The 18694-nt window shown below is 66.9% G+C and carries 16 protein-coding genes and 1 pseudogene; 13 read left to right on the top strand and 4 right to left on the bottom strand.

Features of this window, described 5'->3' with window-relative positions:
- Positions 1–532 precede the first annotated feature (532 nt).
- The 4 genes from ACIRRA_RS40650 to ACIRRA_RS40635 all read left to right on the top strand — a co-directional run bounded on the left by ACIRRA_RS40650 (position 533) and on the right by ACIRRA_RS40635 (position 5119).
- Complete coding sequence (locus ACIRRA_RS40650) at positions 533–1294, top strand: tyrosine-type recombinase/integrase (protein WP_402779861.1); 762 nt, start codon at positions 533–535, stop codon at positions 1292–1294.
- A gap of 165 nt (positions 1295–1459) precedes the next feature.
- Complete coding sequence (locus ACIRRA_RS40645; protein ID WP_402779859.1) at positions 1460–1897, top strand: GNAT family N-acetyltransferase; 438 nt, start codon at positions 1460–1462, stop codon at positions 1895–1897.
- 964 nt (positions 1898–2861) lie between these two features.
- Positions 2862–3593 carry a TetR/AcrR family transcriptional regulator gene (locus ACIRRA_RS40640; protein ID WP_402779857.1) on the top strand — a complete coding sequence of 244 codons (732 nt, stop codon included), beginning with the start codon at positions 2862–2864 and terminating at the stop codon, positions 3591–3593.
- Between the two features lie 44 nt (positions 3594–3637).
- Positions 3638–5119, top strand: coding sequence for a glycosyltransferase family 39 protein (locus ACIRRA_RS40635; protein WP_402779855.1), 1482 nt, complete (start codon positions 3638–3640; stop codon positions 5117–5119).
- A 225-nt stretch (positions 5120–5344) separates the two neighbouring features.
- On the opposite strand, the gene ACIRRA_RS40630 is transcribed toward ACIRRA_RS40635, so the two are convergent.
- On the bottom strand, positions 5345–6031 hold the full coding sequence (locus ACIRRA_RS40630; RefSeq protein ID WP_402779853.1) for a hypothetical protein: 687 nt from the start codon (positions 6029–6031) through the stop codon (positions 5345–5347).
- Between the two features lie 256 nt (positions 6032–6287).
- Here ACIRRA_RS40630 and ACIRRA_RS40625 point away from each other — a divergent pair, with 256 nt between their 5' ends.
- From ACIRRA_RS40625 to ACIRRA_RS40610, 4 genes are all read left to right on the top strand, one after another.
- Positions 6288–6752: a GbsR/MarR family transcriptional regulator gene (locus tag ACIRRA_RS40625; protein ID WP_402779851.1), complete on the top strand. Its 465-nt coding sequence runs from the start codon at positions 6288–6290 to the stop codon at positions 6750–6752.
- The gene (locus ACIRRA_RS40620) at positions 6749–7771 is read left to right on the top strand and encodes an amidohydrolase family protein (RefSeq protein ID WP_402779849.1); all 1023 of its coding nucleotides are present in this window, start codon (positions 6749–6751) and stop codon (positions 7769–7771) included. Before ACIRRA_RS40625 ends, ACIRRA_RS40620 begins: the two co-directional genes overlap by 4 nt.
- Before the next feature lie 583 nt (positions 7772–8354).
- The gene (locus ACIRRA_RS40615; protein ID WP_402779847.1) at positions 8355–8615 is read left to right on the top strand and encodes a DUF190 domain-containing protein; all 261 of its coding nucleotides are present in this window, start codon (positions 8355–8357) and stop codon (positions 8613–8615) included.
- A gap of 167 nt (positions 8616–8782) precedes the next feature.
- Entirely contained in the window at positions 8783–10048 is a 1266-nt protein-coding gene (locus tag ACIRRA_RS40610) for a cation:proton antiporter (RefSeq protein WP_402779845.1), read from the top strand.
- A gap of 429 nt (positions 10049–10477) precedes the next feature.
- Here ACIRRA_RS40610 and ACIRRA_RS40605 read toward each other — a convergent pair whose 3' ends face one another.
- A complete protein-coding gene (locus ACIRRA_RS40605; RefSeq protein WP_402779843.1) occupies positions 10478–11788 on the bottom strand; it encodes an amidase family protein in 1311 nt (436 codons plus the stop codon).
- Between the two features lie 119 nt (positions 11789–11907).
- Here ACIRRA_RS40605 and ACIRRA_RS40600 point away from each other — a divergent pair, with 119 nt between their 5' ends.
- From ACIRRA_RS40600 to ACIRRA_RS40590, 3 genes are read left to right on the top strand one after another with little or no spacing between them, the layout of a single operon-like run.
- Positions 11908–12540, top strand: coding sequence for a DUF1989 domain-containing protein (locus ACIRRA_RS40600; RefSeq protein WP_402779841.1), 633 nt, complete (start codon positions 11908–11910; stop codon positions 12538–12540).
- Positions 12537–13658, top strand: coding sequence for an NADH:flavin oxidoreductase (locus ACIRRA_RS40595; RefSeq protein ID WP_402779839.1), 1122 nt, complete (start codon positions 12537–12539; stop codon positions 13656–13658). The genes ACIRRA_RS40600 and ACIRRA_RS40595 overlap by 4 nt, the downstream gene beginning before the upstream one ends.
- Entirely contained in the window at positions 13655–14524 is an 870-nt protein-coding gene (locus ACIRRA_RS40590; RefSeq protein ID WP_402779836.1) for a polysaccharide deacetylase, read from the top strand. The genes ACIRRA_RS40595 and ACIRRA_RS40590 overlap by 4 nt, the downstream gene beginning before the upstream one ends.
- A 209-nt stretch (positions 14525–14733) precedes the next feature.
- Here ACIRRA_RS40590 and ACIRRA_RS40585 read toward each other — a convergent pair whose 3' ends face one another.
- Positions 14734–16320: a PucR family transcriptional regulator ligand-binding domain-containing protein gene (locus ACIRRA_RS40585; RefSeq protein ID WP_402779834.1), complete on the bottom strand. Its 1587-nt coding sequence runs from the start codon at positions 16318–16320 to the stop codon at positions 14734–14736.
- 106 nt (positions 16321–16426) lie between these two features.
- Here ACIRRA_RS40585 and ACIRRA_RS40580 point away from each other — a divergent pair, with 106 nt between their 5' ends.
- Both ACIRRA_RS40580 and ACIRRA_RS40575 read left to right on the top strand, forming a co-directional pair.
- Positions 16427–17875, top strand: a complete 1449-nt coding sequence (locus ACIRRA_RS40580; protein WP_402779832.1) for a cytosine permease — start codon at positions 16427–16429, stop codon at positions 17873–17875.
- Between the two features lie 110 nt (positions 17876–17985).
- A pseudogene (locus tag ACIRRA_RS40575) lies at positions 17986–18120 on the top strand (alpha/beta fold hydrolase); the annotation flags it as partial.
- A 246-nt stretch (positions 18121–18366) separates the two neighbouring features.
- Here ACIRRA_RS40575 and ACIRRA_RS40570 read toward each other — a convergent pair.
- A complete protein-coding gene (locus ACIRRA_RS40570) occupies positions 18367–18597 on the bottom strand; it encodes a hypothetical protein (protein ID WP_402779830.1) in 231 nt (76 codons plus the stop codon).
- Positions 18598–18694 lie beyond the last annotated feature (97 nt).

The following is an 18694-nucleotide window of genomic DNA, read 5'->3' as shown; positions in this document are numbered from 1 at the left end:
GAATTCGGCATCAGCCGCGAAACCGTCTACAGCTACCCGCACGCCGCCACCGTCATCGGGGCGTAGGAACATCGGTGGGCTACTTCCGCTTCCGGAGCCGCAAGGTATCCGGACAACCCGCCTGCTACCGACTCGGCATCGGATGCGACTTTCCCGCATCCGATGCCGAGTGTGCGGAGGGCTGCAAATACAGGCCCTGATCAGGGCACATATCGAACTAACGCGAAAATATTGTGACCACCACGGGTTGGTGATTTATTTTTCCTCCCCCACGGAGGAGCACAGCGGCCCCCGGGTCAGCTTCCGCCCGCGCCGCCGGCATGACTCGCCAGTCCGCGCATGAGTGCTGGGCCCAACTCGAGCGCTGAAAGGCGGTGTCCGGCAATGGTGAGACCACGGGATACGCCGAACTTCGCTCGATTCTCGGCGATTGGTGTCCAGACCTGCCACGACGGGACTCGAGTCATCGCCCAAGACGATCCCGCAACACTTCGAGGTTGGCGCGAACATGCAGTGTTAGTGATCGAATCCTGTGGCAACGGACTCCAGGGCCGAACGCTATCTCGGTGTGCGCCGGCGGCGACCCGGCCGGTGCACGCGGGTCGGGCGCTGGCTACCGGGACCGACCCGGCGGATATCCCGCCCGCACTTTCCACCGCCCCCCTACGGACGGGAGGACATCGCCGTCGTCTTCGACCATCTCGAGTTCGGCAATCCCGAAGTGCTGAACCACTTCTGGAGCGAGGACAGCCGAATCCAGTTGACTTGCTTCGCGCTTGCCCGCCCGCAATCCGGTGTGCGCTCACGTCGTCTGGTGCCGAGGGTGTCGGCGATGAGCGCGTCGGTGCGGGTGAGCCAGTCGTCCATTGGCCACGGTCGGTGGCTTTTGGGTGATGTCGTTGTCCCAGTCGAAGGCGGGCTTCGGATCCCACTGCCGGGGTCGCTCGAAAGAGACAGCGCTGGTGCCGAAGTCAGCATCGCGCGGCTGGGCTGCACCCGGGACCGGGCGTTGCTGGCCTGCTACGTCAGTTCCGGTGCCCGCGCGTCGGAGCTGCTGGGGATCCGACTGCCGGACATCGACCGGCAGGGCGGCAAGCTGTGGGTGATATCCAAGGGCAGCCGTCTGCGACAGCCGGTCCCGGTCTCGCCGGAAGCCCTGGCCTATCTGGCGGGCTACCTCGACGAACTGACCCTGACCTTCCTGCGCGCCAAGCGAAACCAGGCGCAGCGCGCACTGGCCACGATCACCGGACCGGTTGCGCTGGGCCTGCCAGGCTCCGTGCGTCATCTCTGACGGCGTTTGGGCATGAACGTTGACAGCGTCCGGTATGTCGTGGGAGGTGATGTTCACGAATTTTGACGTCGCTGGCCGGTAGCGGTGGCTGAGCTGAGTGGACTCCGGAAATAGTGATGACGTGGACCTTCGGCGCGCCCGAAGCCGTGGCTATCGTCGCTGACCATGACCGAGATCCGTGAATTGTTCGAAGGGCAGACCGAACTCGCCGCCCCGCCTCTGCTGGTGTTGCGGCCTCGATGGGGCAGTATCGAAGCCATCGTCGACCTGGTCGACAACCGCCTGCGCCCAACGGGCTACCGCATCGCGGGCATATTCGACGGTGAACACGACGCCGCGGTGACCGTCATTGGATTCCGAGAGATGTGGACCTCCGCGTGGGGGCACCTCGTCTATGTCGATGACGTATCCACCCTTCCCGACGCGCGTGGTCGCGGTCATGCCGACCAGATGTTGACTTGGGTGGAGGACGAGGCGCGGCGGCTGGGTTGTACGGCAGTGCATCTGGATTCGGGCGTAGCGGCTGACCGTGCGCCAGCGCATCGCCTGTACATGCGTCATCACATGGCCATCACCGCACATCACTTCGAGCGAGCGCTGTAGCGGTATGGCAACTGCGCGTTGGTCGAGGCCGGCGCGAGCCTGCTGGAGCTGATGGCCAAATCCAGGCACCGCAAGCCGGAGAACCTGCGCACAAGGCCCGGCCAGCCGCGACCGCCTTGTGGACCTTCGCCATGGTCTTGATCGTGCTCGGAGCGCTCACCGCGGCAACACCGAACCTCCAGATGTGGACCTCCGCGTGGGGGCACCTCCGCGGTATACCGCTGGGTCGACCTCGCCGCAGCCCACCGGACGGTTCCCACGTTCACTTGCAGTTCGATCGACGGGTGAGGCGCCCAGCTCTACGCCTGCGGCATCGCCACGGTTACGCCGCAGGGGAGAAAGAATCCCGCGCTGCGGGCCTCCTCGGTAAGGCCGATCCGGTTCACGGTCTCCGCTCCTCTGCTCGGTGCAAGCCGGGTGAGGTCGAGAATGCCAGCAGGGACAGCGAAGCAGCCTGCGCTGGTTCGAGTTGGGCGTTGAGGGTGTGGTCGCGATCATCGCGGCGGCCGTGGCGGGGTCGGTGGCGTTGCTGGGGTTTCGCCAGTGCGACAACAACAGCCACACGCCCAGCGTAGATGTCGCTTGTTCCCGCCGACGGGCTCACCGCCGCGACCGTGGCCGTGGGCGGGTAAGTCCGCGATGACGCGTGCAGTCGCGCTGGCTGGTTCTTGGCGCGCTGGTAAGCGTCGACGATCTCGGCCGGGATGCGGCCGCGCGAGGAAACCTGGTGTCCCTGAGCGCGCCCACCACCGCCTCGGACAGCACCAGTCGCGGGATCGGCTCTGGACGAGCTTGCGGGCCAACCGCGATGGCGACTCCTCGAGTCCAACTGGGTTACGAGGCAGCGGCCGCTGCGCGGCGCCGGTCTACCGGGCCACGCCCGCCGGCTCAGCCCACCGTTCTTTCGGGGTCCCGGTAGTATTTATGATTGACTGACTTGGTCAGTCAATCATAGAGTGAACCGGTGCGTGGGCGTGTGGCAGCTCGGCCGTTGGCCGATATCGCTGATGTGGCATGTCAGGTGTTCGCGGACAAGGGATTCCGACCAGCCGGGATTTCCGATGTGGCCGTTGCATTGGGGCTCAGCCACGGCGCGCTGTACACCTATGTCAAGAGCAAGCAAGCCCTACTGCATCTTGCTTTGCTGTGGGCGTTGCGGCCTGGCGAGGTGGACACCCTCACGATTCCCGTGGCCGCTGTATCGCCGCATCGGATCAGCGAACTGTTCGATTCCTGGGTCGCCGATCAGGCAGGCTTGCCGATCCTCGCGCAGTCCGCGACCCGTCTGTCGAGTCGGCCGGTCGAGCAGGAGCTCGGCGAAATCATCGACGAGCTCTATGAATTCATCGATCGCAACCGACAGGTCCTCAAACTTGTCGAGTGGTGCGCGGGCGAGCTGCCCGAGCTGGCACAGCTGTATTTCGTGCAGCGACGCCGGAGGACGCTGGAACAGTTGGGTGAATTCTTGCAATCCCGGATCGACGCGCGCCGACTGCGGCCGGTTCCCGATGTCAGGGCGGCGGCCAGATTCCTTGTGGAAGCCATCGCCTGGTTCGCCATGCACCGCCACGGCGATCCCGACTCGACGATGCTCGACGACTCGACCAGCCGCAACACAGTCCGCCACCTGCTGATGGCCGCGTTCGTCCCCGCCGCACAGCCTGGACCGATCACACCGCGGAGACCGCACATATGACCGAAGCCGGCCCCGCAGCAACACAGCACAATCCAGTCCCATCTATGCGGTTCGAGCAACATCCTTCAGGTCGCCCGCCGGTCGCTTGGCGCCCGGTGCTGGGGGTCGTGGCGGTGACGGCGATGGTGCATCTGCTGCTGGCCATCCGCTTTGGCTGGCATCGCGACGAGTTCTACTACGTCATCTGCGGTCGGCACCTGGACTGGGGATATGTCGACCAACCGCCGCTGGCGCCGCTGCTGGCACGGCTGGCCGCCGACCTGCCGGGCGGGGTATTGCCACTGCGTCTGCTGGCGATCACCGCCCAGATCGGGTGCATCCCGCTGGCGTCCGTGCTGGCGGCAGAACTCGGCGGCCGACGACGAGCCCAGACCCTGGCCGCAGCAGCCGTCGCGGCCTGCCCGGTATTCGTTGCCGCCTCGATGCTCTTCGGTACGACGGTCCTCGATCAGCTGGCTTGGGTGGCCGTGCTCGTGCTGACAGCCCGAGCGCTGCGGCTACGCTCGACGCGAGTCTGGCTCGCCGCCGGCGCGGTGGCCGGTCTCGGATTGCAGACCAAGGACACCCTCGCGGTGCTGCTGATCGGCATCGCAGTCGGCTTGGTGTTGTTTCGCCGCGACGCGCTGTACAGCCGCGGCCCCTGGCTGGCATGCGGGATGGCCATCCTGATCGCCACACCGAACATCGTCTGGGACGCGCGGCACCGGTGGGCGAATCTACTCATGGCACGAGAGCTCGCCGGCCAGCAAGGCGGCGCAGTCGGCGCGCTGACCCACTTGCCGACACTGGTGTTGCTGCTCGCCGGCCCGCCGTTGATCGTGTTGTGGTATGCCGGTGTACGCCAACTGCTTTCGCGAGCCGGAGACGACCATCGCTGGCTGCTGGCCGCGACCATCATGGTGGTGCTGTTGTTCACCATTAGCGGCGGCAAGGTCTACTACGCCGCCCCGGCACTGGCCGGTCTGTTCGCGGCCGGGGCGGTACGAGTCGAAACCGCTGCGACAGCCCGCGGCCGCTTCGGCTGGCCAGCCGCGGTCGCCGCCGCCGCGATCATCGCGATCGTGATCGGATTGCCGGTGCTCCCACCCCGCGCAGAGACCGCGCTGCGGCCGATCGACCCCCAGCCGATGGAAACCTACGGCTGGCCCCGATTCGTCGACCAGATCGCCCGCGCCGCAGCACCGTTGCCGGCCGATGTCCCCATCTTCACCAGCAACTACGGCGAAGCCGGGGCAGTGACCATCCTCGGGCCCGCGAGGGGACTGCACCGGCAGGTGCTCAGCGGCCACAACAACTACCTACTGTGGGGACCGCCACCGGGCACGCCCGACACCGTGCTGTGTGTGGGTCAGTGGGACCCCGGCTACCTGCACCGCTTCTGGTCCAAGGTCACCGAAGTCGAACCCATCACCCTGCCGGCCGGGCTGACCGATCAGGAGACCGCCCGGCATGCCGCCATCTACCTGTGCACACAACCACGCGGCACCTGGGCACAACTATGGCCCGGCCTCCGACACCTCGACTGACAGCCATCAGCCGGACACACGGCCACCGTGTCGACCCAGAACGCACTCTCGCCGTCGGGTCGGGTCAGACCTTTTTCGCGATGCCCTGGGTCAATGCCCGGGGCATCACTGCGTCAGCGCCGGATCTCGGCCGGATGCGCCACTACCCCCGAGCATAGGAGCCCGCACCGACAGCGGTCAGCGAATTCGGCTGGGGCCGGCCGGATTCGGCGGCCCGGTGTGCGCTCACGTCGTGCGGGCGCCGAGGGTGTCGGCGATGAGTGCGCCGGTGCGGGTGAGCCAGTCGTCCATCTGGGCCAGCACGGCGTCGAGGCGGTCGTCGACGTCGGCGAGCAGTTCGGCGTCGCGGCGCCGGGCCGCGGTGCCGCGCTCGTAGTAGTCGCCGGCGAGCTCGATCTCGACGATCGGCTCCGGCACCTCGCCCGGGTCGTCGGGGACCGGCCTCCACGGGCGCGTCCGGTACTTCACCGGCTGCCCGGACAGGTGGCGGGTGATGACCGCGCTGATCGAATCGACGCCGAGGGCGGGCAGGGTCGGCGGCGCGCCGGGGGTGTCGGTGTGCGGGTTGGGCGCGTAGCCGTGGCGGTCGAGCAGCACGAACAGCGGCTGACCGGGATCCACGGACTCCACGGAAATCGGTGGGAGCGTGTGGTTTTCCAGCGCGTGGGCGAGCAGGGCGTGGCCACTGTAGCGCTGCAGCGCGCCGCGCACCTCGAGCCGGCCGCGCAGCGCGGTGACCGGGCACCGGTCCGGATCGTCGGCGGCGGTGAGCGTCGTCGGCGGCGCGCCGCCGAGATGGACGAGCACACGGCCGTCGGCGTCGGTGGTCGTGACGACGTCGCCGATGGTCAGCGCGGCGATGGCGACGCGGCCTGATCGTAGGACAGCCGCGCCAGCCCGGTGTCGGGGCACACGTCCCGGTCAGCGAGGCACTCGCCCGGGCCGGGCCGGCCGGTGCCCGACGAACAGCGGGCCACGAATCTCCTCATCGGAGATACCGGTGATGGGACAGAAGGTCGGGACACATGGAGCTCGTGACGCGGGCCCGATGAAGTCGACGGCGAGGCATGGCAGGACTCGTTCACGCGAGTCAGCGGTGGATGGCGTCAGCGCTAGAACATGCTAGTTTCCACTAGCATCTTCTATCATCATCCGTTAGAGTCGAGTCGTGGTCGACGACAACTTCCGGCGCACCTGGACCGAACGGGCGGGCAACTACTTCACCGACACATTCGGTATCGCACCCATCGCGGCACGCCTGCTGGCGTGGTTGATGATCTGCGAACCGGCCGAGCAGTCGGGCGCGGAGCTGTCCGCGGCGCTGGGGGCGAGCCGGGCGTCGATCACGACCGGCCTGCGGTTGACACAGGCCGCCGGGCTGGTCTCACGGCGTAGCCGCCCCGGAGATCGGACGGTCTACTACGTCATAGACCACGACGCCTGGCATACGGTGCTGCGCCGCCGGATCGGCGCCATGGCCACCTTCGTCGAGATCGCCGACGGAGCCCTCCATCGGATGCCCGACGACCCATCGGCCACCCGAATCGGCGCTGCCCGAGACATTTTCGCCTGGCTGGGCACGCTCACCGACGCACCACAACTTCATCGCACCCGACAGGAGCCGACCCCGTGACCATCGACTTCCATCACCATATGCTGCCCCCGCAATTGCTGGACGCGCTCGGCGCTCACGATATCCACACCATCGGCGGGGAGCCCATTCCACCCTGGAAACCCGAGGCATCGCTCGACATCATGGACCGCAGCACCATCGCGCGCGCCATACTGTCGGTTCCGATTCCACTGCACTTCCTCGACCCGGCCGCCGCGTCCATCCTCGCCACCGAGGTCAACCGCTACGGTGAGGACTGCGCCCGGCGCTGGCCCGACCGGTTCGGATATTTCGCCAGCCTGCCGCTGCCGACCGTGGATGCCGCTGTCGCCGAAGCTATTTCGGCGCTCGACGAACACGGCGCGTCCGGTGTCGCCATGCTCAGCAACCACGCCGGCCTCTACCAGGGCGATCCGCTGCTGGACCCGTTGTACGAAGAACTCGACAAACGGCACGCTGTGGCATTCGTACACCCGGCGGTGTCGACCAACGGCATGTACCCCACCCAGCCGGGCGATGGATCACCCGTCCCGGGTATTCAGCCCTCCCAGTTGGAGTTCGGCTTCGACTCCACCCGAGCCGTAGCCAATCTGTTGCTCCACCAGGTGGATCGGCGTTTCCCGAATATCCGGTTCGTCTTCACACACAGCGCCACCTGCGTCCCCTCGGTCCTGCACAAACTCCTGGACCGCAAACCGTTGGTCGACGCCTACACCGCCTACCTGCGCGACCACGGCACCCCGCCCCCCGCGCGGGATGTCCTCGAACAGCTGCACACCGCCGAAGCCGGAGCCCGCCAACGCATCCGGTGGTTCTACTTCGACACAGCCCTCTCCACCGCCACACCGGTCCTCGACGCCCTGACCTCCATCGTCTCCACCAACCACATCCTGCTGGGCACCGACTTCCCCTTCGGCCAGGAAATCGGCCTGCGCTATACCATCGACGGCATCAACACCTACCCACGCTTCACCGCCGACGACCGCACCCGCGTGCTGGGAACCAATGCCCGCACCCTCCTCGGACTCCGGCACGAATAGGCCACGCCAGCGCCGAGGGCAGCCACCGGCTCGTGGCAGGTTCCAGGATCACGACCGGGATCTCCCCGGGAAGTCCACATCCGATACGGCACGTCGTTGGACGCATGCCGAACCGGCCCGTGAGGTCCGCGCGGCTGAAAGTCACGGTAAGACCGGCTGCCGCGGATAATTTTCCGAGTCGGCGCTGCCCGTGCGGTGCATACGCCCAGATCAGTACCTGAGCTACCGCAGAAAATGGGTCATTGTCTGCGGTAACTCCTTACCGCGACTTTTCGCGAGATCGGGCTGGGGAAGCCCACCCCCCGACAAGAAACCGGCTGCCGCACAAGGCGTCTCAGAATAGAAGTCGCGATGCGGGAGCCGAGCGCGAGTTTTCGCGCCGCTGGCCCTCATTGGCCTGGACCTCACCCGAGAACACGGGCAGGGGCCTGTAAAGGAGGCGTATGACCTGCGGGATTCGGGGCTGGGATCGCTTGATGTAGACCGGGCTGGAGGAGTTGGATCGCGGTCAAGGGGCTTCGCAGTGGGGTGTTGCCGGCGCGCCGCCGCGGGTCCCTCGGGTGTGCGGGAAAGGGTGAGCAGAATGCGCGTTGCGGGCAAGGCGTTGCGGCTGTCGATCGTTGTCGGTGACGGTGACACCTGGAATCGGGAACCGGTGTGGCGGGAGGTCGTGCGGCGCGCCCACGCGGCCGGACTGGCCGGGGCATCGGTGTTCCGGGGCATGGAGGGCTACGGCACCACCTACCGCATCCACAGCCGCCGCTTCTTCGCCCCGTCGAGGGATCTGCCCGTGGCGGTGATCATCGTCGACGCCGAGGATGCCATCCAGCGGTTCCTGCCTTAGATCGATGAGATCGTGACCAGCGGCCTGGTGACGCTGGATCCGGTCGACATGCTCATCCACGTCGCCAACGCCGAACCCGTACCCTGACCGGGCGGTTCGAGACAGACCCTGCCCGGCGGGAATTCGCTGTCACCGCGAGATTCTCGACCGTTAAGGTTGGTACGGGTGTGCTGGGAAGTCTGGTCGGCGATGCAGGTTTGATCGCTGGAACCAGAAGGAGCACTCGATGGCAGGGCGACACATCGGCCGGGTCCGATGAACGATGTGGTGCCCTTCGCAACCACCCTGCTGATCGTCGCCGCGGTCGGGCTCGCCGCGGAGTCCTGCTGCAGGGCGAATCCGGTGCCAACGATCCGGTCGGCATCGCTTTGATGGTGGTCCTGCTGGGCACGACCCACTTCACCGCTGGCGCTGCGGGTTCGATCGCCTGGGAATTCACCACCCAGCTGATCATCGGGGCGGTGATCGGCGTGCTCGGCGGATCGGGCTTGCTGTGGTTCATGCGCAGCGTGCTGCTGCCGGCGGCCGGCCTGTACTCACTGCGCGTGCTCATGTGCGTGTTCGCCATCTACGCGCTGACCACGCTGGCGCACGGGTCCGGATTCCTGGCCGTGCTGGTCGCGGGCGTCATGGTCGGCGATCAACGAGCCCCCTACAGGATCGAGATCGAGCGGTTCCATTCGGCGTTGGCGAACCTGGCCGAGATCGTCGCCTTCGTCATGCTGGGATTGACCATCCAGATCACCGGCCCACAGGGAATCACCGACGGCAACGCTCTCTGGATCGGACTGGGCCTGGCCGCGCTGCTGGCCGTAGTGATCCGCCCGCTGCTGGTCGCGCTCCTGCTATGGCGCACCGACCTCAACCGCGGTGAACGAGGGTTCATCAGCTGGACCGGGCTCAAGGGCGCGGTACCGATTCTGCTGGGCGTGTTCATCCTGCAGGCCGGGGTCTCCGACGCCAAGCGCGCCTACGACATCATCTTCGTCGTGGTCGCCTTCTCCGTCATCGTGCAGGGCGGAGCGGTGCCCGTCCTCGCGCGTCGCCTGGGCATCCCTCTCGAAACCGTCAACCCCCGGCCCTGGGGCATGAACGCCCGTTTCGAGGAAGAACCCAACAGCCTGCACCGCTTCACCATCGCGGCCGGATCCCCCGCCGACGGCACCACCGTGGCCGACCTGCCCTCCGACGACCTGTGGGTGAGCGTGCTCATCCGCCAGGGACGACTGGTCACCGTCACCGCCGACACCGTCCTGCACGCCGGCGACGAGATCCTCGTCCTCGCCGAACCCGAAACCATCACCGAGGTGGCAAAACTGTTCGGCTGCACAATCATTCCGAGCCCCGAGGTCTCAGCCTCGCCCTACCAGCTGCGCACCCGGCTCGGCCGGCACTGGTTCAACAGACGGGCCCAGCCGAACGAGGACTGCTGACACGCCCGCCGCCGCAGGCAGTTCATGCGCTGAGGAGCTCTTCGCGTATCCGGCCCTCACGCGCCCGCCCCTTGGGTCCCGGGCTGGTGAGGCTCCGGTTGTGGCGCATTGCCAATTTAGGAGGCCCGTTGAGCCAGCGGACCTTTTGTCCCAGGTCAGCGCCCGCCCCTCGGCCAGATCCTGGTGAATCCATACGGTCCACGGGGCTGAAAAGTCAGAGTAGAACCGGCCACTGTGAATAGTTTCCGAGTCGGCACCGCTGAGCCGAACATCCGATCAGGTCGACACCCGGGCTATCGCACAGTTGGTCAAACCCGAAAACCATTGCGACACAGTTGGTTACGCTCGCCCCCGCTGCACTACCGCGACTTTCCGATCAACTGGCCCTCACGGGCCGTGACCAGCTCTCGTATGGCCGGGGGGCTGCGGCTAGGTCGCCTTGCGCCGCGCCCAGTCGGCGTGCGCCAGCAGGTCGCCGTCGCGCCCGGACGGTAGCGACAGCAGCAGCCCACACGCGGGCCCGGCTACCGAAGTCCCGACAGGTAGCGTAATTCCGCAGGTGCCCAGATAGCTGAGGACCATCGTGGTGCGCAGAGTGGTGGCATTCGCGCTGTCGTAGTCGGCCGGGTCGCGGAGATCGGCCAGGCGCGGCGGTGGGTGACGCACGGTAGGACACAGCAGTGTCGCACCGTCGAGTTCGGCGGCGAACTCCGCGCGCAAGGCGCTCATCCTGGCATACACCGGGGCAATGGAATCTGCTGTGTGCGAGTTGCTTTCGAGTCTTCGCCGAGTGGCCGGCTCGATCGGCAGGCTGGAGTCGAGACGGTGGCGGTGCAGGCGGTATGCCTCCGCGCCCACGATGGTGCCGACGCGGTCCATCAATTCCTGTGCGGCACTCAGCGACGCCATGTCGCGCGTGTGGACGTCGGCTCCGGCGCACCGGATTTCGGCAAGCGCGGCCTCGAAGCCGGCGGCGATCCCGGGCGTGACGTCTTCTGTCCACTCGCCTCCGGGAACGACGAACCGCCGAGTCGGCGCGTGCTCGCCGCGTCGATGCGGCGCGAAAATCCGGTCGAGAGCGATGATGTCGTTCACGCTGGTGGCGAGTATGCCGGTGCTGTCGAGCGTGATGGACAGCGGCGCGAAGTCGTTCGCACCGTAGCGTCCCGGGCTGGCGCGATACCCGATGATTCCGCAGTAGGCGGCGGGCACCCGCACCGATCCCGAGGTGTCGGTACCGACCGCCAGCGGGACGATGCCACGCGCGACCGCCACCGCAGATCCGGATGAGGAGCCGCCCGGGACCCGTTCCGGGTCCACGGGATTGGCGGGGGTGCCGAGGCGGAGGTTGATCCCGAGACCGGAGAAGGCGAACTCGCTGAGGTTGGTCTTGCCGATGGTGACCAGCCCGCTGTCATGGGCGCGCCGGACGAGGCGGCTGTCCACGGCGGCGGGTTCGTCGTGCAGGTGGCTGGCCGAACCGCTGGTCGTGACCGTGCCTTGGATATCGAAGACGTCCTTCCACGCAATCGGAATTCCGTCGAGCGGACCGCGCCGGGTGCCGCGCAGGCGGCGGCGATCGGCGCCCTCGGCCTGGTATCCGGCGCGCTCGGCGGTGACGGTGACGAGTACCGCGGTCGAATCCGATCGCTGGGCCCGGTCGACGGCGACGGCGGCCAGTTGGGCCGAGGTCGTATCGCCCGCTGCGAGCGCCTGAGCCATGGCGGTGGCGGTGGTCATGGACACGACGCTACCGAGAAGCATTTCCGCTTCGACATGTAGGAAGATCCACCGAATGCCAATGATGCTGTGTGATCATCCATTTCGACAGCGCCCGGTCGTTCGGTTGACTGACATCCATGACAGTGTTGAGCCATCCGGAGCCGATTACCGTGCCGGCGAGGCGAGCCCGAGCGGTGACCCTGCGCGCCGGTGAGCGGTTGCGGATCACCGACGTCGATGGCGGCCAGGTGGGTGATGTGTTCGCCTACAACGCCCACGATCTCACCGAGCACCACAGCGCCTCTCACACGCGCACCCACACCGCGCGACTGTTTCCCGCGCTCGGCGAGTCATTCGTGACCAACCGGCGGCGGCCGATCCTCACCTATGTCGATGACACCTCGCCGGGTGTGCACGACATGTTGATCGCCGCCTGCGACCCGGAACGCTATGCGGCGTACGGGGATCCTGAACACGCCAACTGCGCCGACAATCTGCGCCGAACGGTGACCGAGCTGGGACATGGTGCGCCGCAGTTCATTCCGCAACCGATCAATGTGTTCATGCGCATTCCGGTAGCCCCGGACGAGAGCCTGACCTGGCTCGAGGCCGCCACCGGGCCCGGGGACGCCATCACCTTCCGCGCCGAAATGGACTGCCTGGTGGTGGTTTCCGCCTGTCCACAAGACCACAACCCCATCAATGGGGCTCGACCCACGCCACTGGCCCTGACCGTCCTTCCCCCGACCAGCGAGGAGAACCACCGATGATCACCACCGAACTCGCCCACCCCGCACTCGAGCCGTTCGGGCTGGACACCCTGAAACTGCGCAACCGATTCGCCGTGGCGCCGATGACCCGGGTCTCGGCCACCCCCGACGGCACTCCCACCGAGCAGATGACCGCGTATTACCGCGAATACGCGATGGGCGGATTCGGCCTGATCATCACCGAGGGCATCTATCCAGACGCCGCCCACAGCCAGGGTTACTTCAACCAGCCCGGCCTGGTCACCGAACAGCACGTCGCGGGCTGGCGCGCGGTAGTCGACACCGTGCACGCGGCCGGGACTCCGATCGTCGCGCAACTGATGCACGCCGGAGCCATTTCCCAGGGCAATGCCCACGGCTTCGAGACCATCGGGCCGTCCGCGGTGGCGCCACGCGGGCAGATGATGGTCGATTACGGCGGGGTCGGTGGAGCATGGAACGCGCCCCGAGAGATGACCGCGCACGACATCGACGATGTCGTGGCCGGTTTCGTCGCGGCGGCGGAGAACGCCCGTGCGGCTGGTTTCGACGGCGTCGAGATCCATGGCGCCAACGGCTATCTGCTCGACCAGTTCCTGACCGACTACACCAACCAGCGCACCGATGAATACGGCGGGCCGGTGCAGAATCGCATCCGGCTCACCGCGCAGGTGCTGCGTGCGATTCGTGACGCCCTCGGAGACTTCCCGGTCGGAGTCCGGCTGTCGCAGACCAAGGTCAACGACTTCACCTATCGCTGGCCGGAGGGTGAGGCCGACGCGCACACCATCTTCGCGGCCTTGACCGAAGCGACCTACCTGCACATCGCCAGCGAGGGCCGGAATTTCCTCGAGACCGCGAAACTCCCCAGCGGCACAACCGTCACCCAGCTGGCTCGGGAGGTGTCCGGTCGCCCGGTCATCGCCAATGGAGGTATGCACAATCTGCCCCAGGCCGCCGATGTGCTGACCGGCGGGCACGCCGACATCCTGTCGCTGGGTACGGGCGCACTGGCCAATCCGGACCTGCCGCGCCGGGTCGAGACCGGGGCGGAACTCTCCTCGTTCGATCATGAGATGCTGCACCCCATGGCAACCCTGGACTGCGCCGCGGCATGGCGCGAGCGCACCGGCAAATGAGCGCTCGGACCTGGACCCGCGGCGCGGCCGCGGTGGCGACGCTGACCTTCGACGTGGACGCCGAGACGCCGATCCTCGCCGAGGGCCGGCACTATGCCGAGCAGCCCATGGTGATGTCACACCAGGCCTACGGACCGGATGTGGGAGTGCCGCGCATTCTCGACCTGCTCGACGAGATGGGTGTTCCCGCAACGTTCTTCGTACCCGGTTGGGTCGCCGAACAACGCCCGGGACTGGCCGCGTCGATCGTCGAGCACGGGCATGAGGTCGCGCACCACTCCTACAGCCACCGGCCGCCCACCTCGCTGCCCGCCGGCGCCGAGCGCACCGATTTCGAACGCGCCCTGAAGGTCTTCACGTCCCAGGGCATCGAGATCGCCGGACATCGCGCCGCGATGTGGAGCGCCAGTCACGAAACCCTTTCCCTGATAGCGGAATACGGCCTGGCCTACGACTCCTCGCTGATGGGTGATGACCGGCCGTACCACGTGGACACCCCACAGGGCTCGATAATCGAACTGCCCGTGCACTGGTCGTTGGACGACTGGGAGCAGTACGCGTACCTGCCCGCACCGCGCATCGGCTCGGTCATCGAGTCCCCGGTCAAGGTCGAGCAGATGTGGCGGGCCGAGCTCGACGGCATGCGCCACTACGGCTGCCTGTTCAACGTGTGCATGCATCCGTTCCTGACCGGTCGTCCGGGCCGAATGCTGGCCCTGCGCAACCTGATCGCCTACGCCCAGGAACGCGGAGACGTCACCTTCGCCCGCTGCCGCGACGTAGCGACCTGGGCACGGGAGGACACCCACACCCCGACCCGTCCCCTGCCTACCTACGACGTGGACGAAGCCGTCTACCCGCGGTAGCAGTGCGTGGCGGGAGACTATGCCGTGCCCCTGCCCGTACGCGGGTCGGGGCGGGCCGCTGGGTCGCGGCGGCGGTAGCACACGGCCGGGACGTGATCCGCAGCGAATGCCATGCGCGGGTCGGTCATGCTGCTCGGGGCGTGGACACGGGTGAGCTCACGTCGACGCGGGTGTGAGGCGAAGTGGGAGCGTATCCGGATCGAGGCCGGTCAGTAGGCGGACGGGCCCGTGGCCGGGCCCAGAGGTCCGGCCACCAGGGCCAGGTACAGGTCGATGGTGTCCTCGAGGCGGTTGACATTGCGGCCGGTCAGCTCGGTGATGCGGGCCATGCGATTGCGCAGGGTGTTGACGTGGACGTGCAGGGCAGCGGCCGTGACCGCCCACTGGCCGTCGTGCGCGAGGAAGGTGCGCAGGGTGTGTTCGAGGTCGGTGCCGGCGCGGGCGTCGTGGTCCCGGATGACGCCCAGCACCTGTTCCGAGAACCGTTGCCGCACCTGGTCGTCGAGTAGGCCGAGCAGCATCCGGAAGGTCGCGATATCGGCGAAGACAGCGGTGTCCGGGCCATGCTGGACTCGCAGGACCTGACAGACCTCGCGGGCACGCACCAGTGATTCCCGCAGTCCACCGGCCGTGGCGATATCTCCTACGCCGATCACGACCCGTTCGGCGGAGACCCGTCTGCCGGCCTCCGCGGCCAGGTCGCGGGCGAAGCGCGCCAACTCGTCCGCCGAGCGCTCCCACAGGCAGATGGAGACCACATCCCGGCTTCCTACCGCAGTGAATACGGTTATGCCGTGGGTGGCAAAGAACGCGCCCACCGCGTGGGCGATATCGCCGGGCAGGGTATCGGCGCCGGAGGCGGCGACCGGCGCGGACACCAGCACTCCCAGCGGCCGGTCCGGTGGCACGCCATAGGCGCGCAGACGGCGAATCACCTCACCGCTGCTTCGCGGCCCGGAGAGGATCATCTCCAAAAGCTCTGTGGCGAAACGCGCCTCGATGGCGTGTACGGCCTGCTGTTTGGTGACCTCCAAGCTCAGGAAGCGCGCCGCCTGGGCCAGCGCGTCCCGATCTGCAGCGGTGAGATTCGCGGCGGGTTCCAGGCAATAGAGCCCGGCGTCGATCTCCCCCATCGCACCCTCCACGAGATACAACACCGCGGGTCCGCCCCCGAGCAGATCGACCTCGATCGGCGGCGGAGTGCGATTGAGTGCGGCCGAGGCCAGCCGCACCTGCTCATCGGTCGGCTCACAGCCGATACTGGCCAGGCGGCGACCTTTGCGGTCTACCACCAGCAGCGGCAATTCCGTTTCACCGCGCAGGATTTCGAGTACGCCCGCCGCACCGCTGCCGCGTGAGAGAGCGGTGGCGAGGGCGTCACCACGATGGACAGTGGCGGTCAGTTCCGCCTGCAGCACCTCGTTCTGGATCCGGGCGGCCGCCCGGGTGAGCGCGGCGAACGGCACCCCGATACACAGCTCGATGAGCGGCAACCCGTGTGAAAGACACAGCGCGACAAGACCTTCGGGCAGCGACTGGGTTTGCGCCGTGAGCCCGAACACCAACCCGGCCGCACCCGCCCGCGCGACCGCCGCCACGAACCGGTCCGTCGAAACATGTGACAGCCATAGGCCATTGGTGAGCACGAGTTCACCGGACCGGACGTAGGGCGACGGGTCGGCTAGCTCCGTCGTGTGCAGCCAGTGGATCTCCGTCCCCAAGGATTCGGTGAGTTCCGTCGTCACGACCCGCAGCCCCAGGGCAGGATCCGCGACGAGTCGGCTAATAGTCAACACCTGGTGGAATGTACACGGAGAACCAGTGATTGGTGGATGAACATCTATCCCTTCCCGGACAGTGACGGTGCTGTTATGAGGTACCTCACTACGAAGGAACACCGCTATGTCCTCTCCGCAACCTCCCGGCACCGCTGCGATCACCTCCCCCACCGATACTGGCGTCCGCTTCGACGAGCACGGCGTCCTACCCATCCCCGACCAGGAGCGCGACTGCTCATCCTGGGAACTGTTCTGGATCTGGTGCGGCGCGAATATCGCTCCCATCAACTGGGTGCTCGGCGCGCTCGGCATCACCCTCGGGCTCAGCCTGTTCGAGACCCTGATCGTCGTCGTGGTCGGAAATCTGTTCGGCTGCGCGATATTCGGCCTGTTCAATGTGATCGGACACCGCACGGCCGTCAATCAGATGGTGCTGGGGCGCTCGGCCTTCGGTATCAGCGGCGCGGCGCTACCGGCCATCGTGCAAGGTCTGCTGACCATGGCCTGGGTCGGCGTGAACAGCTGGGTGGTGCTCGACCTCGTACTGGCCGTACTCGACCAGACAGGCATCCGAGGTGGCCTGGGGCTGAAAATCGCTGTGGCGGCGGTCATCATGGCCGTGCAGCTCGCCCTCGCACTGTACGGCTTCTACGCCATCCGCGCCTTCGAGAAGTACACGGTGCCGCTCACCGTCGCGGTCATGGTGGTGATGACGGTAGTGGCGCTCGCCCGTACCCACCTGGACTGGTCACCTGCCAAGGCCGACACCCCCGCCGAAAAGCTCACGGCCATCACACAGCTCGTCACCGCCATCGGTGTCGGCTGGGGCTTGACCTGGATCCCCTATGCCGCCGACTACAGCCGCTTCGCCCGCCCGAACCTGCCCGCCCGGACCGTCTTCTGGGCTTCGGCCTCCGGCATGTACATCCCGACGGTCTGGCTCGCTGCCCTCGGCGCCTGTCTCGCGAGCGCCGGCGGCAGCGCGGACCCGTCCACCCTCGTCGTCGGCACTTTCGGTGCCCTCGCGATCCCCGTACTCCTGCTGATCATGCACGGCCCGGTCGCCACCAACATCCTCAACCTCTACTCGTGCTCGCTGGCCGCCCTGACCATCGGCATCCGCATCGCCCGCTGGAAGATCACCCTGTTCGCCGGTGCGATCGCCTCTGTCGTTCTGGCCATCTTCATCAACTCATCCAGCTTCGCCCACGCCTTCGACGACTGGATGGTTTCCATACTCATGTGGATCAGCCCCTGGATGTCCATCCTGCTCGTCGATTATTTCCTGATCCGCCGGCGCACCCTGTCGATCCCCGACCTGTACCGCGATGCCACGTCTTCTGCCTATGGCAACCTCAATATCCCCGGCCTGGTAAGCGTAGTGGCCGGCTTGCTCGCCAGTTGGGCCTGGCAATACGGTCTGGTCCCCGCGATGCAAGGCCCTCTCGCCAAGTCCCTGGCCAATACCGACTTCTCCTGGCTGTCGGGCAGCCTCGTCGCCGGTGGGCTCTACGCATTCCTCACCGTCGCCCGGCGGCGGCGCTTCCCGACAGCCTCTAGATCTGACAGGTAGCACTGGGGTGCAAGAGCCAGCAGAGAATTGATCCGGGGCCGGCGGACCCGGTCCCGGAACCGTCGAGGCCGACCGGGCCACGGCGGTGGAGTTCGATGCGGGCTCGACAGGACGCCTCGGGACGCCGGTTCGCGGCACTCGTTACGGAGGCGGAATACGTCGAGATCGACGGCGCGCCCCACGGCCTGCTGTGGACGCACGCCGACGAGGTCAACACAGCACTCCTGCGGTTCGTGAAAGCCTGACCACGGCACTCGAGCGGCCGGATGGTTCACCCATCCGGCCCATCACAAATTCCGTTGACCATCAAGCATTCCGACCGCAGCCCTGCGGACTCCGGCAGCGCCCCAATGTCATCGACGGGACGGGCCGTTCAACCCGAGACACCGTCCCGACAAACCGAAGCAGGTCGATATCTGAAATGCGCACCCGGCCATACAACGAGAACGCCCGCCCATCGGCATTATGGGATGTCTGGGTGCCCGTGATTGCTAGTCAGTATCCCGAGCCTGGACAGCGGTGATGTTGTTGTCGGCGCGCGCGGTAATCGGCAGACCGAGCAAGACTGGCCCTGTGGCGCTGGTTCGGGTGTTTCGTTCGGCGTCGGCGAGCTTGAGGCGGGCGGCCTCCAGGCTGACGCGCAGCCCTTGGACTTCCCCAAACCATCCGTGGCGGGCGGCCTCCTCGATCCGCGCCTGCAGGTTGTCAATGATCTCGGTCAATCGAATGTCGCCGCCTGTGCCGGGTCACATCGTTTCGGGTGTGTCACCGGGGTGTTCGTACGCCGTCAAGTGCAGTGCGGCCGGCACGGCGTCGAAA

Source organism: Nocardia sp. NPDC101769, from assembly GCF_044766925.1.
GTDB lineage: Bacteria > Actinomycetota > Actinomycetes > Mycobacteriales > Mycobacteriaceae > Nocardia.
The sequence above is the reverse complement of the archived record's forward strand: the minus strand, read 5'-3'. Positions and strand labels throughout refer to the sequence as shown.

Bases quoted from the DNA above. Each gene is read 5' to 3' on its own strand.
- ACIRRA_RS40645 (WP_402779859.1), top strand. From the start codon at position 1,460: ATGACCGAGATCCGTGAATTGTTCGAAGGGCAGACCGAACTCGCCGCC.
- ACIRRA_RS40635 (WP_402779855.1), top strand. From the start codon at position 3,638: ATGCGGTTCGAGCAACATCCTTCAGGTCGCCCGCCGGTCGCTTGGCGC.
- ACIRRA_RS40615 (WP_402779847.1), top strand. From the start codon at position 8,355: ATGCGCGTTGCGGGCAAGGCGTTGCGGCTGTCGATCGTTGTCGGTGAC.
- ACIRRA_RS40605 (WP_402779843.1), bottom strand. From the start codon at position 11,788: ATGACCACCGCCACCGCCATGGCTCAGGCGCTCGCAGCGGGCGATACG.
- ACIRRA_RS40600 (WP_402779841.1), top strand. From the start codon at position 11,908: ATGACAGTGTTGAGCCATCCGGAGCCGATTACCGTGCCGGCGAGGCGA.
- ACIRRA_RS40595 (WP_402779839.1), top strand. From the start codon at position 12,537: ATGATCACCACCGAACTCGCCCACCCCGCACTCGAGCCGTTCGGGCTG.
- ACIRRA_RS40590 (WP_402779836.1), top strand. From the start codon at position 13,655: ATGAGCGCTCGGACCTGGACCCGCGGCGCGGCCGCGGTGGCGACGCTG.
- ACIRRA_RS40580 (WP_402779832.1), top strand. From the start codon at position 16,427: ATGTCCTCTCCGCAACCTCCCGGCACCGCTGCGATCACCTCCCCCACC.